Here is a 17442-nt window from a genome sequence, read left to right as displayed (position 1 = left end):
ACGAACGCATTTACGCGCGCCGCTCCCGGGAGCGGGCATGGGCGGCGACGCTGGGGCGGACGGATCCGACGACGACCGTTCGGAGTCGACGACCGACGACGGGGCGGGTACCGCCTCGGTCTCGGTCCGGGACGTCGGCGGCATCGAGGCGACGACGGTCGAGCTCGACCCAGGTGTGACGGTACTGGCGGGTCGCAACGCGACCAACAGGACCTCGTTCCTGCGGGCGATCCGGGCGGTGCTCGGCGGCGAGACGACGCCGCTACGACGCGGTGCCGACGCGGGCCGCGTCGAGCTGACCGTCGGGGGCGACACGCACACCAGACGGTTCGATCGAACCGACGACGGCGTGGTCGCGGCGGGCGATCCGTACCTCACGGACCCGGGACCGGCCGATACCTACGCCGTGTTGCTCGAAGACAACGACGTTCGGCAGGCGGTCAGGACGGGCGGCGACCTGGCCGGGGTGGTGATGCGGCCGGTCGACACGGACGCCATCGAGACGGAGATCGAACGGCTGACCGCCGAGAAGCGGCGGGTCGACGACGACCTGTCCGACCTCGAAGGGCTGGACGAGGAGCGGGCGGAGCTGGCCGCCGAGCGGCGCCGCCTCGAGGGGGAGATCGAAGCGTTCGAATCCGACCTCGCCGACCTGGAGGCGGCGATCGAAGCGGCCGACGCGTCGCTGGACGACGGGATCGAGCGCGACGAGCGCCTGGAGGACCGACTCGACGAGCTGCGGGCGGCGCGGACGGATCTCGAATCGGTGATCGAGGAGCTGGACGCCGAGCGGGACACGCTCGCGGCGGTCGAACGCGAACGCGAGGAGATAGAACGGGATCTGTCGGCCGTCTCGGCGGCCGACGAGGCGGAGATCGACGCACTGGGCGCGGACGTCGCGACGCTGCGCGAGCGCAAGCGCCGGCTCGACGGCGACGTGAGCGCTCTCCAGGGGATCGTCCGGTTCAACGAGAGGCAGCTCGAGGACGGACACCTCGCCGGACTCGACGGGATCGACCGGGCCGAGGTAGTTCGGCGAGTAGGGGACCCCGACGACGGTATCGCGGACGACGACGGTATCGCGGACGACGACGGTATCGCGGACGACGACGGTATCGCGGGTGTGGACGACTCCGTGGGACTCGCGTCGAACGACGGCGACGAGCACGTGACCGACCAGCTGTCGGGCGCCGGGCGGGTCACCTGCTGGACGTGCGGGTCGACCGTCGACCGCGCGGCGATAGAGGGGACGCTCGACCGGCTGCGTGCCCTTCGCGAGCGGACGCTCGCGCGGCGTCGCGACCTGACCGCTCGGATCGACAGGCTCGACGCCCGTCGCGAACGGCTGGAGCGACGCCGCGAGCGGCGGGCGGACCTGCGAGCCGAACGCGACCGCGTCGAATCCGAGCTCGCGCGCCGGGAGGAGCGCATCGGCGAACTCGAACGGCGCCGCCGGGACCTGAACGAACGCGTACGGGAGCTGGAGGCGACCGTCGAAGACCTGCGGACCGAGGACTACTCGGATCTGCTGGACCTGCACCGGCGGGCCAACGAGCGCCAGGTCGAGCTCGAACAGCGGCGGTCGGACCTGGCGGCCGTCGAGTCGGAGCTGACCGCCCTCGACGAACGCCTCGAGGAGCGCGACCGGCTCGAAACCCGTCGCGAGGAGCTCCAGTCCGACCTCCTCGAGCGCAGGACGCGGCTCGACCGAACTGCGGCCGAGGCCGTGGCGACGTTCAACGACCACGCCGACGCGCTGGTCGACGCCCTCGACTACGGGAACGTCACTCGGGTACGCCTGACACGGACCACCGGGACCGACCGGTCGGGTGCCGACGTCGGCACCTTCGACATCCGCGTCGTCCGCGAAGGGGACGAGGGCGTCTTCGAGGACTCGCCGTCGAACCTCAGCGAGAGCGAGCGGGAGGTCGTCGGGCTCGTGCTGGCGCTGGCCGGCTACCTCGTCCACGACGTCCACCGGCGGTGCCCGTTCCTCCTGCTGGACTCCCTGGAGGCCATCGACGCCGAGCGGATCGCCGAGCTGGTCGAGTACTTCGCCGACCACGCGACGTACCTCGTCGTCGCGCTGCTCGAAGCGGACGCGTCGGCCGTCCAGATGGATCACGACCGCATCACGGAGATCTGAACTGCACTCCCTCCGCACTCCTCACGTGCGTCTCCGTGCGTCGGTCGGGTCGGCGCCCTCGGTCAGACGAACGCGGTCGTTCGTGCTCTCTGCGACCCCTCTGCGGTCGATCGCGACCGTCGTCCGCGACCCGCGTTCGCCCGTCGGATCGCCCGGGTCTGACCGCTCGGGGTCCAGGAGGACTCGAGCCCGGTCCCCGTCGGTCCGCACGAGCGTCCCGACGGCCGTCCCGTCGTCGGCCACGACTCGCTTCCCTCTATCGGTTCCCTGAAAGTTCCGTCTCATGTGTCGTGCACCACCCGCGAACGTGGGGGAGGCGCGTCCCTCTACCCGAGTCCCGACAATAAATCCGGAGTTCCGTTCCACCCCCGCCCGCTACCGTTGCGACCGTCCCACCCGGCCGCGCGCCGGTAACAGTCTCCTACCGCGGTGGTCACCGCCGCTCGTTCCGTGTAGTATACACCAGATACTCTAAATATCTACGATACAGTCAAAATGATTGGATGTGGCGTCGGATCGCTCCCTTCAGAAATATCGGTATAAGGGCTCGAATTCGGAGTTTTCGAACGTCTCCGACGTGAGTGGATCAAAATCGATCCGGCTATTCCACCGATAGAATCCGTATCTGGCGCGCTTCGGGTTTCAGGCCCCGATCCGATCGGACAGATACAATATAATAGCCGTCATGTATATAAATAAGATACGCTCGGGGTCGGTCGGTGTCGGGAGACGGGACGTATTCAGGGGACACCGACGAGGGCGGCCGTGCGCTGAGCGCCGCCGTTCTCGATCCGTCGGCGCTCGCCGGAGTCGACAGGGAGGTTGTCGACGGCCCGGCCCGTGGCGGGCGACCGGACCGTCGGCCTCGATCGCGGCGAAGATGTAGAACTGCTCGTCGTCTTCCAGACGCGCCGTCTTCTCGGCGACGAGGTCGACCGTCCGGGTCGCGCGCCAGGCGGTCCGACCGGCGCGCGGACGCTCCCGGCACCGGTCGACCCGCCAGGGCGTTCGGGCAGGACGGGACCGTCGCGAACGGATTCTCACTGGGGCTCTGTCCCGCGACCCGCGACACCGTGGTCGGTTATCCACCCGGTGACACCCCCGAACATGTTTGTATTCGGACACGCTTTTGTGGCCGGCGGTCGGAGGGGGTCCCATGTCGACGGACGGGCTCCGGGTCGAGATGCGCGTCACCGAGCCGGGCCACTGTACGCCCGCACGAGCGGCCAGAACGGCGGGCGCGAGCGTCGACGCCGTCTCGCGGACCGTCGACGACGGGCGGCTCGTCCAGGAGTTCACCCTCCGGGGCGACGCCGAGGAGATCCGCGAGTGCGCGGCGCCGGCCGACGACATCGAACCCGTCTTCGAGTGGGAGGAGGGCGTCCGCTACCGCGAGCGCGGCGTCGACGAGTCGGCCTGCGTCTGCGGTGTCCTCTCGGAATTCGGCTATCCCCTCGACGACATCTCTGCCGACGACGACGCGGTCAGGCTCTCCTTTTTCACCCCCGACGCCGACCGACTGGAGGAAGTCGTCGAGGTGTTGCGCTCGCGCTTCGGCGGCGTCGCCGTGGTCGGGCTCGAACGCGACTGCGACCTGACCGACCACGATCCCGTGGCCGTCGACCGAGCCGAGCTGACCGACCGCCAGCGGGAGGTGCTGGAGACGGCCTTCGAGATGGGGTACTTCGAGACGCCCAAGCGCGCCAACGCCGGCGAGGTGGCCGAGGAACTCGGCGTCGCGCTGTCGACCGCTTGCGAACACCTCGCGACCGCCCAGCGGACGGTCCTGTCGATGGTCCTCGACTCCGACTGACGACAGAAGCCAGACGAACGTGTTCGCCGGGGGTTCCCGGACACTGAGAGCGCCGAACGGGGTTCTATTGCCGAGCCTCCCACCCGCCGCACATGGGAGCCAAATCGGCACGCGGTATCCGGGTCAGGCTCGCGGTCGAGGCGGCCGACGCCTGTCCCGTGGCGGCGTCGACCGGTGGCGACACGATCGCCCGGTCGGCCAGGTGGAGCACGGCCGGGGAGGGCGAGGTCGTCGAGGAGTTCGACCTCGTCGGCGACGCGACGGCGACCGACCTCCCCGACGAGGCATCGGTCGTCTTCGAGACCGACCGCGCCGAGCGGGTGCGATTCACTCGCGAGTCCGGCGACTGCGTCTGCGAGGCCGTCGAGCGACTGGACGTGCCGGTCACCGACGTGAGCGCCTCGCGAGGCACGCTCCGGTTGAGCTTCCACGCGACCGACGTGGAGACGGTCCGGGCGGCCGTCGACGACCTCGACGCCGCCTTCGGGTCGGTCCGCATCGACCGGCTGGCCCGCACCGGCGACGGGGACGGTGACGACCTGGTGCTCGTCGACCGCGGGCGGCTCACCGACCGCCAGCAGGAGGTGCTGGAGACGGCCATGGAGATGGGCTACTTCGAGCGCCCGCGCTCGGCCAACGCCACTCAAGTGGCCGAACGACTGGACATCTCTCCCTCGACGTTCGCCGAACACCTCGCGTCGGCCCAGTCGAAGGTGCTCGACTCGCTGCTGGAGGGGTCGGCGTGATCGTCGCCCGCGAGCGACCCCCGAGACCGCCGGGGGGTACAAAAACGACCGGAGTATTTTGGCCGTATCGCTTTGCGGTGGGGTGTCGCATATTCGACGCGATGACCCGCTCTCGAATCGCCCGACAGCGGTCCGGTGGATCCGTGGACGCGACCGCCGACGACGACGAGGACACCGACCGCGGGTCGGACCGACACGGAGGGTCGCGTCACCGATGAGACGCAACGGCTACCTCATCGTCCTGCTGGTCGTGATGACGCTGCTACCGATGTGGTACGTCGGGCTCCAGGGTGAGCCGCCGAGCGAGGAGATCGCCATCGACCAGAGCGTCTCCGAGCTGCGGCCGCTCGACGGTTTCCTCGACACCCCGAACAAGCTCTCGCCCAGCCAGGTGGGCGTCATCGTCTGGGTGGCGCTGCTGGCGCTGGTCGCCGTCCTCTCGGCGGCACACCGCTTCATGAACCGTGCCGTCAGGCCCGACGAACCGGCGGCTGCAGGCGGGACCGCGGCCGACGACGCGGCCGTCGCCGACGGCGGACGGGCGGCCACCGGGAGCGACGGGCGGTCGGCCGACGCCCGGCCCGACGGCGGACAGGTCGGCTTCCCGTGGCTCTCGACCGAGGAGCGCTGGGTCGTCGAGTACCACGACGCCAGCGGGGCCATCGAGGGGCTGGTCGTGATGGGCGGGTTGACCGTCCTCGCGATCGTCTTCGCGGCGCTGTTCACCGGCGAGTACCTCACGCTGGCGCGCACGCAGTACTTCGGCGTCTACGCCGCGGGGATGTTCCTCTCGCTGGCCGGCTCGACCGTCGCCTACTACGCCTGGTTCATGCCCCACATCGAAGTCGCCGAACGGAGGGACCACTGATGTATCGCACGACGGACAGCACCGCGGTTCGCGGAGGGAGCCACCCATGAGCGACGACTGTGACACCTGTGACGGCTGCTGCGGCGACGAGGAACCGACCCGTCCGAGCATCTACACCGACGCTCGCGCCGAGATGGAGCGGCGGGACTACGCGAAGGTGCTGGCGACGATGGGCGGACTGACCGCCGTCGGCAGCCTCGCGGCGCCGCTGATGGGCCTGACCCGCGTCTTCGAGCGGGGCTACTCCGGCCCGGTCTACTCCGACGGCGTCGCGCTGGTCGACGGCCAGGGCGAGCGCGTGACCGAGGACACCCTCGCCGAGGGCGAACAGCTCACCGTCTTCCCCGAGCCCCGGCCGGGCATCGCGGACGCGCCGACGTTGCTCGTCCGCTACCCCGAGGACGCCTACGGCGGCGAGACGAGCATGGAGTCGACCGTCGGCGGCTACGCCGCCTACTCGAAGGTCTGCACGCACGCGGGCTGTATGGTCTCGGACACCGAGGGCGAGACGCTGGTCTGCCCGTGTCACTTCGGGAAGTTCGACCCGACCAGCGGCGCCTCGGTCGTCGGCGGCCCGCCGCCGCGGGCGCTCCCGCAACTCCCGCTCACGCTCTCCTCGGACGGCTATCTCGTCGCGACCGGGGACTTCGAGGGGCCGGTCGGCCCGGGGGGCGAGTGATGGCGACCAGCGACGACGGCGACGGGACCGGTCGCCTCACCCGCGCCTACGACTGGGTCGACGCCCGCCTCGACCTCGACTCCGACAGGGAGATCCTCGGCAAGGCGTTCCCCGCCGAGGACTCCTTCCTGCTCGGCGAGGTCGCCCTGTTCTGTTTCCTCGTGCTCGTGCTGACTGGCACGTTCCTCGGCTTCTTCTTCGAGCCCTCGACGAGCGAGGTCGAGTACCAGGGCAGCGTCGAGCGCTTCCAGGGCCAGGAGGTGCCCGAGGCGTTCGCGAGCGTCCTGAACATCACCTACGACGTGCCCTTCGGCATGCTCCTGCGCCGGATGCACCACTGGGCGGCCCACCTCTTCATCGCCTCCATGGCGTTGCACATGCTCAGGGTCTTCTTCACCGGCGCCTACCGCAACCCCCGCGAACCCAACTGGCTCGTCGGGACCGGACTGGCCGGCCTGTCGATGGGCGCCGCCTACACCGGCTACGCGCTGCCGTTCGACGAGTTCGCCAGCACCGCGACGGGGATCGGGTACAACCTCGCCAAATCGATCCCGCTCGCCGGCGACGCGCTCGCGAAGCTCGTCTTCGGTGGGTCGTTCCCGTCCTCGGCCACCATCCCCAGGTTCTACTTCCTGCACGTGCTCGTGATACCGCTGGCCATCGCGGGGCTGATCGGCGTCCACATGCTGATCCTGATGCGCCAGAAACACACCGAGGCCGAGCGCGAGGGCGACGTACCCGGCCCGGCCCCGCCGGCCGAAGGCGCGGCCGCGAGCGGTGGGACGGCCGCGGCCGACGGCGGTGACGGTGTGGCGGCCGACGGCGCCGGAGAGGGCGCGACCCCCGCCGGCAGCGGTGCCGCCACCGATGGCGGCGTCGCCGGGACGGTCCGCGCGAAAGTGGTCGGTGCCGTCGACCGCGACGACGACGGCGTCATCGTCGGCTTGCCCGCCTTCCCGAACCAGGCGGCGGTGAGCGCGGTCGTCTTCTTCCTGACGCTGGCGACCCTGTCGCTGTTGGCCGGGTTCCTCCCGGTCCACAACGTCGCCGAGTACGGCCCCAACGACCCCGCGGGCACGCCGGCGCTCATCATGCCCGACTGGTTCCTGATGTGGGTGTACGGCTTCCTGAAGCTGCTGCCGTCGTGGCTCGCGTTCCACGTCCCGATCCTCGGCGAGGTCAACGCCGAGTTCGTCGGCGGCATCCTCATGCCCGGGCTCGTGTTCGGGGCCGTCGCGGCGTGGCCGTTCGTCGACTACTACCGCGACCCCGAGCACTTCGCGTTGAACCCGCTCGACCGCCCGAAACAGACGGCTGTCGGCGTCTTCGGCGTCACGTTCATCATGGTCGCCTCCGTCGCGGGCATGAACAACATCGCCGCGGACGCGCTCGGAACCAGCACCGGCCCGGTCAACGCCGTGCTCTGGTGGGCGCTCGTCGGCTGGCCGACGCTCTGTGCCGCCATCACCTACGGCCTGCTGCGCGGCGACGACGCCGACGAGCCCGACGGCGGCGACGGTTCGGCCGCGCCGGCCGACGGACCTGGCGCGTCGAGTGCCGACGGTGACGACGCGGAGGGCGAGGAATGAGCGCCGTTACCGTCTCCGCGCGCTCCTATCGCTGGATCGACCGACTGAGCAAGCTGCTGGGCGTCGCGCTGATAGCCGCCGGTCTCGACACCGGCGGCCACACGCCGGCGGGTATCGCCTTCGCCGCCGCCGGCGTCGCCTGCGGACTCGCGACTATCTTCGTTTCCAAACAATGACCGACGACTACTCGACCGACCGCGACCGAGCCGACGACCCGCCGACCGACAGCACCGACAGCGAACCGACCGACGGCCTCGCCGAGGGAACCGCCGACGGAGCCGCGACGGACGGGGGTTCCGACGTGGACGTGTCCCGCCGGGACTTCCTCAAGGGCGTCGGCGCGGCCGGCGTCGCCGGCGCGGGCGCGACGCAGACGGGCCTCGCCCAGGACTTCCTCCAGATGACGCGGCTGCAGGTCGTCAACGATCCGATCGGCGACTACCCCTACCGGGAGTGGGAGGACCTCTATCGGGAAGAGTGGGACTGGGACTCCAAACACCGCTCGACCCACTCGGTCAACTGCACCGGGTCCTGCTCGTGGAACGTCTACGTCAAGAACGGCCAGGTGTGGCGCGAGGAGCAGGCCGGCGACTACCCAACCGTCGACGAGAGCCTGCCCGACCCGAACCCGCGGGGCTGTCAGAAGGGCGCCTGTTACACCGACTACGTCAACGCCGACCAGCGGATCAAGTACCCGATGCGCCGCACCGGCGAGCGCGGCGAGGGCAAGTGGCAGCGGATCAGCTGGGACGAGGCGCTGACGGAGATCGCCGAGCACGTCGTCGACGAGGTGCAGGCGGGCCGCTACGACGCCATCTCCGGGTTCACGCCGATCCCGGCCATGTCGCCGGTGAGCTTCGCCTCCGGCTCTCGGCTGATCAACCTCCTGGGCGGCGTCTCTCACAGCTTCTACGACTGGTACTCGGACCTGCCGCCAGGCCAGCCGATCACCTGGGGTACCCAGACGGACAACGCCGAGAGCGCCGACTGGTACAACGCCGACTACATCATCGCCTGGGGGTCGAACATCAACGTCACGCGCATCCCCGACGCGAAGTTCTTCCTCGACGCGGGGTACAACGGGACGAAACGCGTCGGCGTCTTCACCGACTACTCCCAGACGGCCATCCACACCGACGAGTGGGTCTCCCCGGAGGGCGGCACCGATACCGCACTCGCCCTCGGGATGGCACGGACCATCGTCGACGAGGAGCTGTACGACGAAGCGCACCTCAAAGAGCAGACCGACATGCCGCTGCTCGTCCGCGAGGACACCGGGAAGTTCCTCCGCGCGAGCGAGGTACCCGGCGTCGGCGAGGGCGTCGACCGACCCGAGAAGACCTTCGTGATGGTCGACAGCGAGGGGAGCCTGCGGATGGCGCCCGGATCGCTCGGGGATCGGGACGGCCAGAACGACCCCGACTCGTCGATCGAGCTCGACTTCGACCCCCGACTGGCGGTCGAGCGCGACGTCGACATCGCGGAGTCGGCGGACGGCGACGGCGCCGACGCCGACAGCGTCGCTGTGCGTTCGGTCTGGCTCAACCTCCGGGACGAACTCGCCGAGTACACGCCCGAGTTCGTGGCAGAGGAGACGACCGTCGGCGAGGAGACCTACCAGCGGGTCGCCCGCGAGTTCGCCGAGGCCGACAAGGCGAAGATCATCCACGGCAAGGGCGTCAACGACTGGTACCACAACGACCTCGGGAATCGGGCGATCCAGCTGCTCGTCACCCTTACGGGCAACCTCGGCGAGCAGGGCACCGGCCTCGACCACTACGTCGGCCAGGAGAAGATCTGGACGTTCCACGGCTGGCAGACCCTCTCGTTCCCGACCGGCAGCGTTCGCGGGGTCCCCACCACGCTGTGGACGTACTTCCACGCGGGCATCCTCGACAACACCGACGACGACACCGCCGCGAAGATCCGCGAGTCCATCGACAACGACTGGATGCCGGTCTACCCCTCCGAGCGCGAGGACGGCTCCCGCCCGGACCCCTCGACGATGTTCGTCTGGCGGGGCAACTACTTCAACCAGGCCAAGGGCAACGTCGCCGTCGAGGAGGAGCTGTGGCCGAAACTCGACCTCGTCGTGGACATCAACTTCCGGATGGATTCGACGGCGCTGTACTCGGACATCGTCCTCCCCGCGGCGAGTCACTACGAGAAGTACGACCTGAACATGACGGACATGCACAGCTACGTGCATCCGTTCACGCCCGCGGTCGAGCCGCTGGGCGAGGCCAGGACCGACTGGCAGATCTTCCGGGATCTGGCCGAGACGATCCAGGAAGTCGCGACCGAACGGGGCGTCGAGCCTATCGACGACCGGAAGTTCGACCGGGAGATCGACCTCACGACTATCTACGACGACTACGTGCGCGACTGGGAATCGGGGGAGGAAGGCGCCCTCGCCGAGGATCGGGCGGCCTGCGAGTACATCCTCGAACACTCCGAGGAGTCCAACCCCGAGGGGACCGACGAGCAGATCACGCTCGACGACACGATCGACCAGCCCCAGCGCCTGCTCGAAGCGGGGAGCCACTGGTCGTCGGACGTCGAGGACGGCGAGGCCTACGCCCCCTGGAAGAACTACGTGCAGGACAAACAGGCCTGGCCCACGTTCACCGGGCGCCAGCAGTACTACGTCGACCACGACTGGTTCCTCGAACTCGGCGAGGAGCTACCGACCCACAAGGACGGCCCGGCGAACACCGGCGGGAGCTACCCGCTGTCGTACAGCACGCCCCACAGCCGGTGGTCGATCCACTCGACCTGGCGCGACAACGAGACGATGCTCAACCTCCAGCGCGGCGAACCCACCGTCTTCCTCAACCCCGAGGACGCCGCCGAGCGGGGCATCGAGGACGGGGACACGGTCGAGGTGTTCAACGACCTGGGCAGCGTCGAGGTGCAGGCGAAGATCTACCCGTCCAGCGAACCGGGGACGGTTCGGCACTTCTTCTCCTGGGAGAAGTTCCAGTACCCCGACCGGGACAACTTCAACACGCTCGTCCCGATGTACATGAAGCCCACTCAGCTCGTCCAGTACCCCGAAGACACCGGCGAACACCTCTATTTCTTCCCCAACTACTGGGGGCCGACCGGCGTCAACTCCGACGTGCGCGTCGACGTGCGCCCGGCCGACCAGGGCGTAGACGACGCCGAAGGCGAATCGAGCGACGAGAGCGAGGAGGCGGCGGCCGACCTGCGGCTGGCCGACGGTGGCGGTCCGCCGGCGGACGGGCCAGTCGACGACGGTGGCCCGGACGCGGCGCCGGGAGGTGATTCGGCGTGAGTACCGACGACGCCGCCCAGGAAGACACGAACATCGACATCGCGGACGGGATCGACCACCAGGTCGCGATGGTGATGGATCTGAACAAGTGCATCGGCTGTCAGACCTGCACGGTCGCGTGCAAGACCCTCTGGACGGAGGGCGGCGGCCGCGACTACATGTACTGGAACAACGTCGAGACCAAGCCCGGCGAGGGCTACCCGAAAAACTGGGAGGAGTCCGGCGGCGGCTGGAAATCGGACGACCACGGCGAGCGCCAGCCCGGCGAGATCCCCGAGAAGGAGCGCTACGGCGGCGACTGGGAGTTCAACCACTCGGAGATCATGTACGACGGCAGCGACGAGCCGCTGCGGCCGCAGAACGTCGACCCCGAGTGGGGCCCCAACTGGGACGAGGACCAGGGCGCCGGGGAGTACCCCAACAGCTACTACTTCTATCTCCCCAGGATCTGCAATCACTGCACCCACCCCTCCTGCGTCGAGGCCTGCCCGCGCCAGGCGCTGTACAAGCGCGAGGAGGACGGCATCGTCCTCGTCGACCAGGAGCGCTGTCGGGGCTACCGTTACTGCGTCGAGGGCTGTCCCTACAAGAAGGTGTACTACAACGCCGCCAAGAAGAAATCGGAGAAGTGCATCTTCTGCTACCCCCGCATCGAGGGCGACGGCCCGGACGAGGAGGTCCACGCCACCGCCTGCGCCGAGGAATGTCCGCCCCAGCTCCGGCTGGTCGGGTATCTCGACGACGAGGACGGTCCCATCTACAAGCTCGTCGAGGAGTACGAGGTGGCGCTGCCGTTGCATCCGGAGTTCGAGACGGTGCCGAACGTCTACTACATCCCGCCGTACGCGCCGCCCCAGCACTCGGAAGACGGCGAGAGCATCGAGGGGGTCGACCGCATCCCCCGGGAGTACCTCGAAGAGCTGTTCGGCGACCGCGTCAACGGGGCGCTCGACACGATCGAGCGCCATCGCGACCGGGTGAGTCGCGGCGAGGACAGCGAACTCATGGAGATACTTCAGGACAAGAACCCCGCACAGCAGTACCGGCTGGGGGTGTTCGACTGATGGCGCCGGAGCGGCGGCCCTCGAACTCGCCGGACCGCTCCTGGCTCGGCGTCGTCGCACTGGTCGTCCTCGCGGTCGTCGGGGCGGCCGTGTTGCCGACGCTGACGAGCGCGCGGCCGGCTAACGAGGTGCCGGTCGGCGACGTGGGGGCGAACGCGACGGATCCGACGGCGGAGTCGTGGACGGGGGTGCCGAGCGTGGAACTGGCGCTGGCGAGCGCGCCGAGCGGGCTGCCGGGCGCGAGCAACGTCTCGACCACGACGGCGCAGGTCCGGACGGCGACCAACGACTCGCACGTGTTCGTCCGGGTCTCCTGGCCGGACGCGACGGCCGACCGCAACGCCAGCGACCTCCGCGAGTTCCCCGACGCGGTCGCCGTCCAGCTGCCCGAGAACGAGAGCGCCCGCCCGCCCATCGCGATGGGCGGGACGAGCAACCGCGTCAACGTCTGGTACTGGACCGGGACCAGCCGGACCGAGGAGCTGCTCGCCGGCGGCGCGGGGACCACCACCTCGTTCGACCGGTCGGCCGTCGACACCGAGGCGGTCCGCGAGGACGGCGAGTGGCACGTCGCGTTCACGCGCGAAGCCGAGATGGGCGGCAACCGCACCGATCTGTCGGGCGAACGGGACGTGGATGTCGCCGTCGCGGTGTGGAACGGTTCCTACGGCGAGCGCGCCGGTCGCAAGGCCGTCAGCGAGTGGCAGTACCTCGCGATGGGACCCGGTCCGCAGGGGCCGCCCTACGAGACCATCCTCTGGACGGTCGCCGGGCTCGCGGTCCTGTTCGTGTCGGTCGTGACCATCGAAGGCGTCCGCCGAACCCGAGGTGAGCCGGCGTGAGCGACGCCGAACCCACCGACGACGCGACGGCCGAATACCGCGCGGCCGGCGACGAGGGGACCTCCGAGCGCGACCGCCGGGCCGTCGGCGACGAGCCGCCGGCCGACGCCGACCCCGACGCCGCGGCCCGGGGCGGGCTGTACGCGCTTGCCGCGCGAGCGCTGACCGAACCGGACGAACGGCTCCACGAGGCGCTCGAATCCGGCGCGCTCGACCGGGAGTGTCGGCGCCTGCTCGACCGGACGACGCTCGACGTCGAGCCGCCCGACCTGACCACCGACGACGACCGCGAGACGGTGTGTGCCCGGTTCAACGACCTGTTCGTGCTCGGCCACACGACCGTCGAGGACCGCACCGACGGCAGTATCGACGCGGAGGGCCCGAGCGTGTCGCTGTACGAGTCTGGATATCGGCCCGAGGCGTCGTGGAACGACGTGAACCTCGACCTGGCACGGGCCTACGACTACTTCGGCGTCGAGGTCGACGAGCAACGCCGGGAGAACCACGACCACTACCGGCTGGAGCTGGAGTTCGCCGGCTACCTCTGTCGGCGCGAAGCGGCGGTCGACCCCGACGCCGCCCGCGCGCGGCTGGACTTCCTCGACCGGCACCTGGCGGTCCTCTCCGAGGGGGTCGCCGACGCCCTCGACGGCGAACCCGGAACGGGATACTACGGCGAACTCGCCGACTTCTGTCGGCGACTGGTCGCCGCCGACACCGACGACCTGGCCGACCGGCTGGAGGGGAGCGACCCGTGAGCCGGCCGACCACCGACGCCGGCGACCGGGCCGCGAATCCGACCGGACTCGCCGCGGTCCGGGACCGCTTCGACGCCGCGGTCGCGCCGTCGCTCGCGACGGTCCTCGGTGCCGTCGCGTTCGTCTCGACTGCCGGCGTGCTGGCCCTGCGGCTCCTGCGGAACGCGCTCGGCGGACTCCCGCTGGTCGGCCACGCCGTCGCCCCCGCGGTGACGACGCTGGCGGCGGTCGTCCCGGCGCTGGCGGTCCTGGGACTCGCGACCGAGGCCGACGCCCGCGCCGAGCGGGTGGCGCTGGCGGCGGTCGGCGCCTTCGGGCTCGTCGGCGCGGCCGACGCCGCGGCGTGGTTCCCGGCCGCGGCTGCGGTTCTCGTCGGAACCACCGCCGGGCTCGCGGTCGCGCTCGCCGAGCGAGCGCACGCTCGCGTCGGCGCCGTCGACTCGCTTCGGGCCGCGTTCGCGCCGATCGCCCGTCCGAGTGCGGTCGCCGCGCTGGGGACGCTCGCGCTCGCGTGCTCACTCGCGGCGTCGGCCGGCTTCGGGACGACGACGCTCCGGCCGGCGGGGGCCGCGCTCGTGTTCGCGACGCTGGCGGCGCTCCCGCTGGCCCGCCGGCTCGACGGGACGGTCGATCTGGGGCTGTGGGTCGTCGCCGCGTTCGCGGTGGTCGTCGCCGCGGCGAGCGCACCGTTCGTCGCCGGCGCCGTCGCGCTCGTGGCGTTCGACGCCGGGACGGTTCCCCTCTCGCTGCTCGCGCTGGGGATCGGCGGCGCCCTCGCCACGGTCGCGGCCGACGCGCGGCGGCGGGCGTTCGGCCCCGCGATCGCCGCGGCGCTGCTCCTGTGCGCCGGCGTCCCGGCGACGCTCCCCCGAGCCGTCGCGTTCGCGCTCGGGCTCCTCGTGCTCGTCCGCGAGTGGGCGCCGGCCGGTCGCCCGGCCGCGAGCGAGGACCTCGCACCCGCCGACCGCACCGCGACGGCCGACCGCGACCGCACCGCGACCGACGGAGGTGGTCCCGGTGCGTGACCCCGAGGAAGCGACCGACGGGCCGACCGACCCGCGGGTCCACCCAGAGCAGAGCCCCGGATTCGACGTCGACCACGCCGGGCTGGAGGACATCGAAGTGAGCCGCGAGGACGTGACCATCGGCGAGGCGACGCCGCGGGAGCTCTCGGCGGCCGACACGTCGCTGATCGCCAGCGAGACGGCCACGGAGAAGCTCGAACGCCTGGCGACCGGCGACGCGGTCGAGCGCCAGCGGGCGGCGCTCTCGCTGGCCGAGGAGGAGCGCGACCCGGCCGTCGTCGAGGCGCTGATCACCGCCGGGCTGGAGGACGACGACGCCGACGTGCGTCAGTTCGCCGTCGAAGCGCTGGCGAAGCTCGGCGGCGAGCGCGCCGGGCCCGCGGCCGCCGAGATCGCAGAGGACGACGACCCGTGGGTCCGCGCGGAGGCCGTCGTCGCGCTCGACCGTATCGACCGCGAGGCCTACGCCGACCGGATCGAGGACGCCCTCGACGCCGACCACCACGCGGTCCGGCGCAACGCCCTCGTCTCGGTGTTCAAGCGCCGCGGCGAGGACGCGCTGGAGCCGCTGCTGGCGGCCGTCGACGACGACAGCGAGCGGGTGCGAGAGTGGGCCGTCCACCTGCTCGCGGGCGTCGACGACGACCGCGCCCGCCGGACCCTGCAAGCGGTCGCCGACGACGAGTCCGAACCCAGGATCGTCCGCGGCACGGCCGCGCGGGCGCTGGAAGCTGACCCCGGCCGTTTCCGCCGACAGTTCACCGGCGCGCTCGACCGCGGCGACACCACCTTGCCCGGCGAGGACCACCTCAACCGCCAGCCCGACCTCTGACTCCCTCTCGCTGTCTCCCCACTCATGTCCGAACACACCGACCACGACCGACCGACGGACGACGCCGACGGTACCGAGCGGACGACCACCGACGACGACCTGACCGAGGAGGTCGAAGCCGCGCTCCGGCAGGTCCGCGACCCCGACGCGGGCAAGGACGTCTTCGAGGCCGGCCTCGTCTCCGACGTCGCCGTCTCCGAGGGCGCGGTCACGGTCGTCGCCGACCTGACCGACTTCCGCCCCCAGGAGGGCGAGCAGGTCACGAGCGCGATGCTGCGGGCGGTCTCGGAGGTGCCAGGCGTCGAACACGCCCACGTCGAGCGCGAGACGGCTCACGGCGCCGACGAGGATCGGTCGCCGGGGCTGGCCGACGTCGACCGAGTGATCGCCGTCGCCAGCGCGAAGGGCGGCGTCGGCAAGACGACGGTGGCGACCCACGTCGCCTGCGCGATGGCCGGAGCCGGGCAGGACGTGGGGCTGTTCGACGCGGACATCCACGGGCCGAACGTCCCGGAGGTACTGGAAGTGTCGGGGCCGGTCTACTCCGACGACGACGGCAACCCGCTGCCCGTCGAGGCGGGCGCGCTCGACGTGATGAGCGTCGGGCTCATGGAGTCGGGCGCGCCGCTGGCCTGGCGGGGCGCGATGGCCCACGACGCCCTTTCCGAACTCTTCGAGGACACCGCCTGGGGCGACCTGGACACCCTCGTGGTCGACCTCCCGCCCGGGACCGGCGACGTGGTGCTCACGACGCTGCAGGAGGTCCACCTCGACGGGGTCGTCTTCGTCACGACCCCGTTCCACGCGGCCGTGACCGACACCGCGCGCTCGCTGGACCTGTTCGAGGAGAACGACGTGCCCGTCCTCGGCGTCGCCGTCAACATGGCGGGGTTCACCTGTCCGACCTGCGGCGACGAGCACGACCTGTTCGAACACGGCGAGCCGCTTTCGGACCTCGACGCGCCGGTCCTCGCCGAGCTGGACTTCGACCCGAGCGTTCAGGCGACGCCACGGCCCGGCGACCTCCCGGAACAGATGCAGCGACTGGGCGCGGACGCGCGCGACCGCGTCGAGGAGGTGTGGTCGGTCGACGCGCCGGACGAGGCGGTCGACCTGCGCGGCGTCGACGCAGACGGTCGCCACGACCGAGTCCGCGAGGCCTTCGACGCGACCGACCGCGGCGAGGCGTTCGTCCTCGTCTCCGACCGCGACCCGACGCCGGTCCGCTCCTTTATCGCTTCGCTGTCGGCCGCGGCCGACGGTCCCGGCGACCTCGATCCCTTCGAGGTCGAGCGGCGCAACCCCGAGACCTGGGTCCTCCGGACCGTCCGGCCGTAGGTGGGTCACCGCCGGCCATCTTCCGGGAGGGCCGGTCGGACCCGGTCCCGGCCTCCCAGCGGTTCCGTCGGTTCCGGGCCGCTACGTTGGGCTATTGTGAGTTCATAGCAGCCCTCTTGTGGGCTAGCGGCCATCCATCGAGTGAGTAACACGATGTCGGGACGCACGCGGTCAGCGGACGACTCCCCTTCCGAGCCCCGAACCCCCTCGACCGACCCCGCCCAGCCCGGTCGCGCCCACCCGCCGACGCTGGAACTCGTGCTCGTCAAGTACGCCGACCGGCCCGACCGGTGTACGATCCATCCGCCCGACACCACGGGGATCGAGCGCATGTCGACGTGGATCTCCGTCGACCGCAGCCTCGTGGTCGACGCCGCGTCGATGCGGTAGGGACCGGACGGTGTCCGGCGGCCGGTCCCGGACTCCTTTAGGTCCCCGCCGCCG

Annotated in this window: 16 protein-coding genes; 15 read left to right on the top strand and 1 reads right to left on the bottom strand. The window is 70.7% G+C overall.

Going from position 1 to position 17442, the window contains the following annotated elements; translation table 11 throughout:
* Window positions 1-37: 37 nt before the first annotated feature.
* Entirely contained in the window at window positions 38-2146 is a 2109-nt protein-coding gene (locus tag I7X12_RS02860; protein WP_198062379.1) for an archaea-specific SMC-related protein, read from the top strand.
* A 21-nt stretch (window positions 2147-2167) separates the two neighbouring features.
* On the opposite strand, the gene I7X12_RS02855 is transcribed toward I7X12_RS02860, so the two are convergent.
* Entirely contained in the window at window positions 2168-2431 is a 264-nt protein-coding gene (locus I7X12_RS02855; protein ID WP_198062378.1) for a hypothetical protein, read from the bottom strand.
* A gap of 871 nt (window positions 2432-3302) precedes the next feature.
* On the opposite strand from I7X12_RS02855, the gene I7X12_RS02850 reads away from it, so the two are divergent.
* The 14 genes from I7X12_RS02850 (at window position 3303) to I7X12_RS02785 (ending at window position 17388) form a co-directional block, all read left to right on the top strand.
* Window positions 3303-3959, top strand: coding sequence for a helix-turn-helix domain-containing protein (locus tag I7X12_RS02850; protein ID WP_198062377.1), 657 nt, complete (start codon window positions 3303-3305; stop codon window positions 3957-3959).
* 92 nt (window positions 3960-4051) lie between these two features.
* Window positions 4052-4705: a helix-turn-helix domain-containing protein gene (locus I7X12_RS02845; protein ID WP_198062376.1), complete on the top strand. Its 654-nt coding sequence runs from the start codon at window positions 4052-4054 to the stop codon at window positions 4703-4705.
* A 214-nt stretch (window positions 4706-4919) separates the two neighbouring features.
* The gene (locus I7X12_RS02840) at window positions 4920-5573 is read left to right on the top strand and encodes a hypothetical protein (protein ID WP_198062375.1); all 654 of its coding nucleotides are present in this window, start codon (window positions 4920-4922) and stop codon (window positions 5571-5573) included.
* 46 nt (window positions 5574-5619) lie between these two features.
* Window positions 5620-6252: a QcrA and Rieske domain-containing protein gene (locus tag I7X12_RS02835; protein ID WP_198062374.1), complete on the top strand. Its 633-nt coding sequence runs from the start codon at window positions 5620-5622 to the stop codon at window positions 6250-6252.
* The gene (locus I7X12_RS02830) at window positions 6252-7841 is read left to right on the top strand and encodes a cytochrome b (RefSeq protein ID WP_232342993.1); all 1590 of its coding nucleotides are present in this window, start codon (window positions 6252-6254) and stop codon (window positions 7839-7841) included. The genes I7X12_RS02835 and I7X12_RS02830 overlap by 1 nt, the downstream gene beginning before the upstream one ends.
* Window positions 7838-8017: a hypothetical protein gene (locus I7X12_RS02825; protein ID WP_198062373.1), complete on the top strand. Its 180-nt coding sequence runs from the start codon at window positions 7838-7840 to the stop codon at window positions 8015-8017. The genes I7X12_RS02830 and I7X12_RS02825 overlap by 4 nt, the downstream gene beginning before the upstream one ends.
* The gene (locus tag I7X12_RS02820; protein ID WP_198062372.1) at window positions 8014-11139 is read left to right on the top strand and encodes a nitrate reductase subunit alpha; all 3126 of its coding nucleotides are present in this window, start codon (window positions 8014-8016) and stop codon (window positions 11137-11139) included. The genes I7X12_RS02825 and I7X12_RS02820 overlap by 4 nt, the downstream gene beginning before the upstream one ends.
* Window positions 11136-12203 carry a nitrate reductase subunit beta gene (gene narH / locus I7X12_RS02815; protein ID WP_198062371.1) on the top strand — a complete coding sequence of 356 codons (1068 nt, stop codon included), beginning with the start codon at window positions 11136-11138 and terminating at the stop codon, window positions 12201-12203. Before I7X12_RS02820 ends, narH begins: the two co-directional genes overlap by 4 nt.
* Window positions 12203-13045 (top strand): ethylbenzene dehydrogenase-related protein, encoded by an 843-nt coding sequence (locus tag I7X12_RS02810; protein ID WP_198062370.1) that lies wholly within the window; start codon window positions 12203-12205, stop codon window positions 13043-13045. Before narH ends, I7X12_RS02810 begins: the two co-directional genes overlap by 1 nt.
* A complete protein-coding gene (locus I7X12_RS02805) occupies window positions 13042-13803 on the top strand; it encodes a molecular chaperone TorD family protein (RefSeq protein WP_394355623.1) in 762 nt (253 codons plus the stop codon). Before I7X12_RS02810 ends, I7X12_RS02805 begins: the two co-directional genes overlap by 4 nt.
* Window positions 13800-14828 (top strand): hypothetical protein, encoded by a 1029-nt coding sequence (locus tag I7X12_RS02800; protein ID WP_198062369.1) that lies wholly within the window; start codon window positions 13800-13802, stop codon window positions 14826-14828. The genes I7X12_RS02805 and I7X12_RS02800 overlap by 4 nt, the downstream gene beginning before the upstream one ends.
* On the top strand, window positions 14821-15660 hold the full coding sequence (locus tag I7X12_RS02795; protein ID WP_232342991.1) for a HEAT repeat domain-containing protein: 840 nt from the start codon (window positions 14821-14823) through the stop codon (window positions 15658-15660). Before I7X12_RS02800 ends, I7X12_RS02795 begins: the two co-directional genes overlap by 8 nt.
* Before the next feature lie 24 nt (window positions 15661-15684).
* Entirely contained in the window at window positions 15685-16998 is a 1314-nt protein-coding gene (locus I7X12_RS02790; RefSeq protein WP_232342989.1) for a P-loop NTPase, read from the top strand.
* A gap of 153 nt (window positions 16999-17151) precedes the next feature.
* Window positions 17152-17388, top strand: coding sequence for a DUF7511 domain-containing protein (locus I7X12_RS02785; RefSeq protein WP_198062367.1), 237 nt, complete (start codon window positions 17152-17154; stop codon window positions 17386-17388).
* Window positions 17389-17442 lie beyond the last annotated feature (54 nt).

The sequence above is a fragment of the Halosimplex litoreum genome (genome assembly GCF_016065055.1).
Lineage (GTDB): Archaea > Halobacteriota > Halobacteria > Halobacteriales > Haloarculaceae > Halosimplex > Halosimplex litoreum.
This window is presented reverse-complemented; position numbering and strand designations above follow the sequence as displayed.

Excerpts from the sequence above, each read along its gene's own strand:
- I7X12_RS02850 (WP_198062377.1), top strand. The coding sequence starts at position 3,303 with ATGTCGACGGACGGGCTCCGGGTCGAGATGCGCGTCACCGAGCCGGGC.
- I7X12_RS02825 (WP_198062373.1), top strand. The coding sequence starts at position 7,838 with ATGAGCGCCGTTACCGTCTCCGCGCGCTCCTATCGCTGGATCGACCGA.
- I7X12_RS02810 (WP_198062370.1), top strand. The coding sequence starts at position 12,203 with ATGGCGCCGGAGCGGCGGCCCTCGAACTCGCCGGACCGCTCCTGGCTC.
- I7X12_RS02860 (WP_198062379.1), top strand. The coding sequence starts at position 38 with ATGGGCGGCGACGCTGGGGCGGACGGATCCGACGACGACCGTTCGGAG.
- I7X12_RS02820 (WP_198062372.1), top strand. The coding sequence starts at position 8,014 with ATGACCGACGACTACTCGACCGACCGCGACCGAGCCGACGACCCGCCG.
- I7X12_RS02855 (WP_198062378.1), bottom strand. The coding sequence starts at position 2,431 with ATGAGACGGAACTTTCAGGGAACCGATAGAGGGAAGCGAGTCGTGGCC.
- I7X12_RS02840 (WP_198062375.1), top strand. The coding sequence starts at position 4,920 with ATGAGACGCAACGGCTACCTCATCGTCCTGCTGGTCGTGATGACGCTG.
- I7X12_RS02790 (WP_232342989.1), top strand. The coding sequence starts at position 15,685 with ATGTCCGAACACACCGACCACGACCGACCGACGGACGACGCCGACGGT.
- I7X12_RS02785 (WP_198062367.1), top strand. The coding sequence starts at position 17,152 with ATGTCGGGACGCACGCGGTCAGCGGACGACTCCCCTTCCGAGCCCCGA.
- I7X12_RS02845 (WP_198062376.1), top strand. The coding sequence starts at position 4,052 with ATGGGAGCCAAATCGGCACGCGGTATCCGGGTCAGGCTCGCGGTCGAG.
- I7X12_RS02830 (WP_232342993.1), top strand. The coding sequence starts at position 6,252 with ATGGCGACCAGCGACGACGGCGACGGGACCGGTCGCCTCACCCGCGCC.
- I7X12_RS02835 (WP_198062374.1), top strand. The coding sequence starts at position 5,620 with ATGAGCGACGACTGTGACACCTGTGACGGCTGCTGCGGCGACGAGGAA.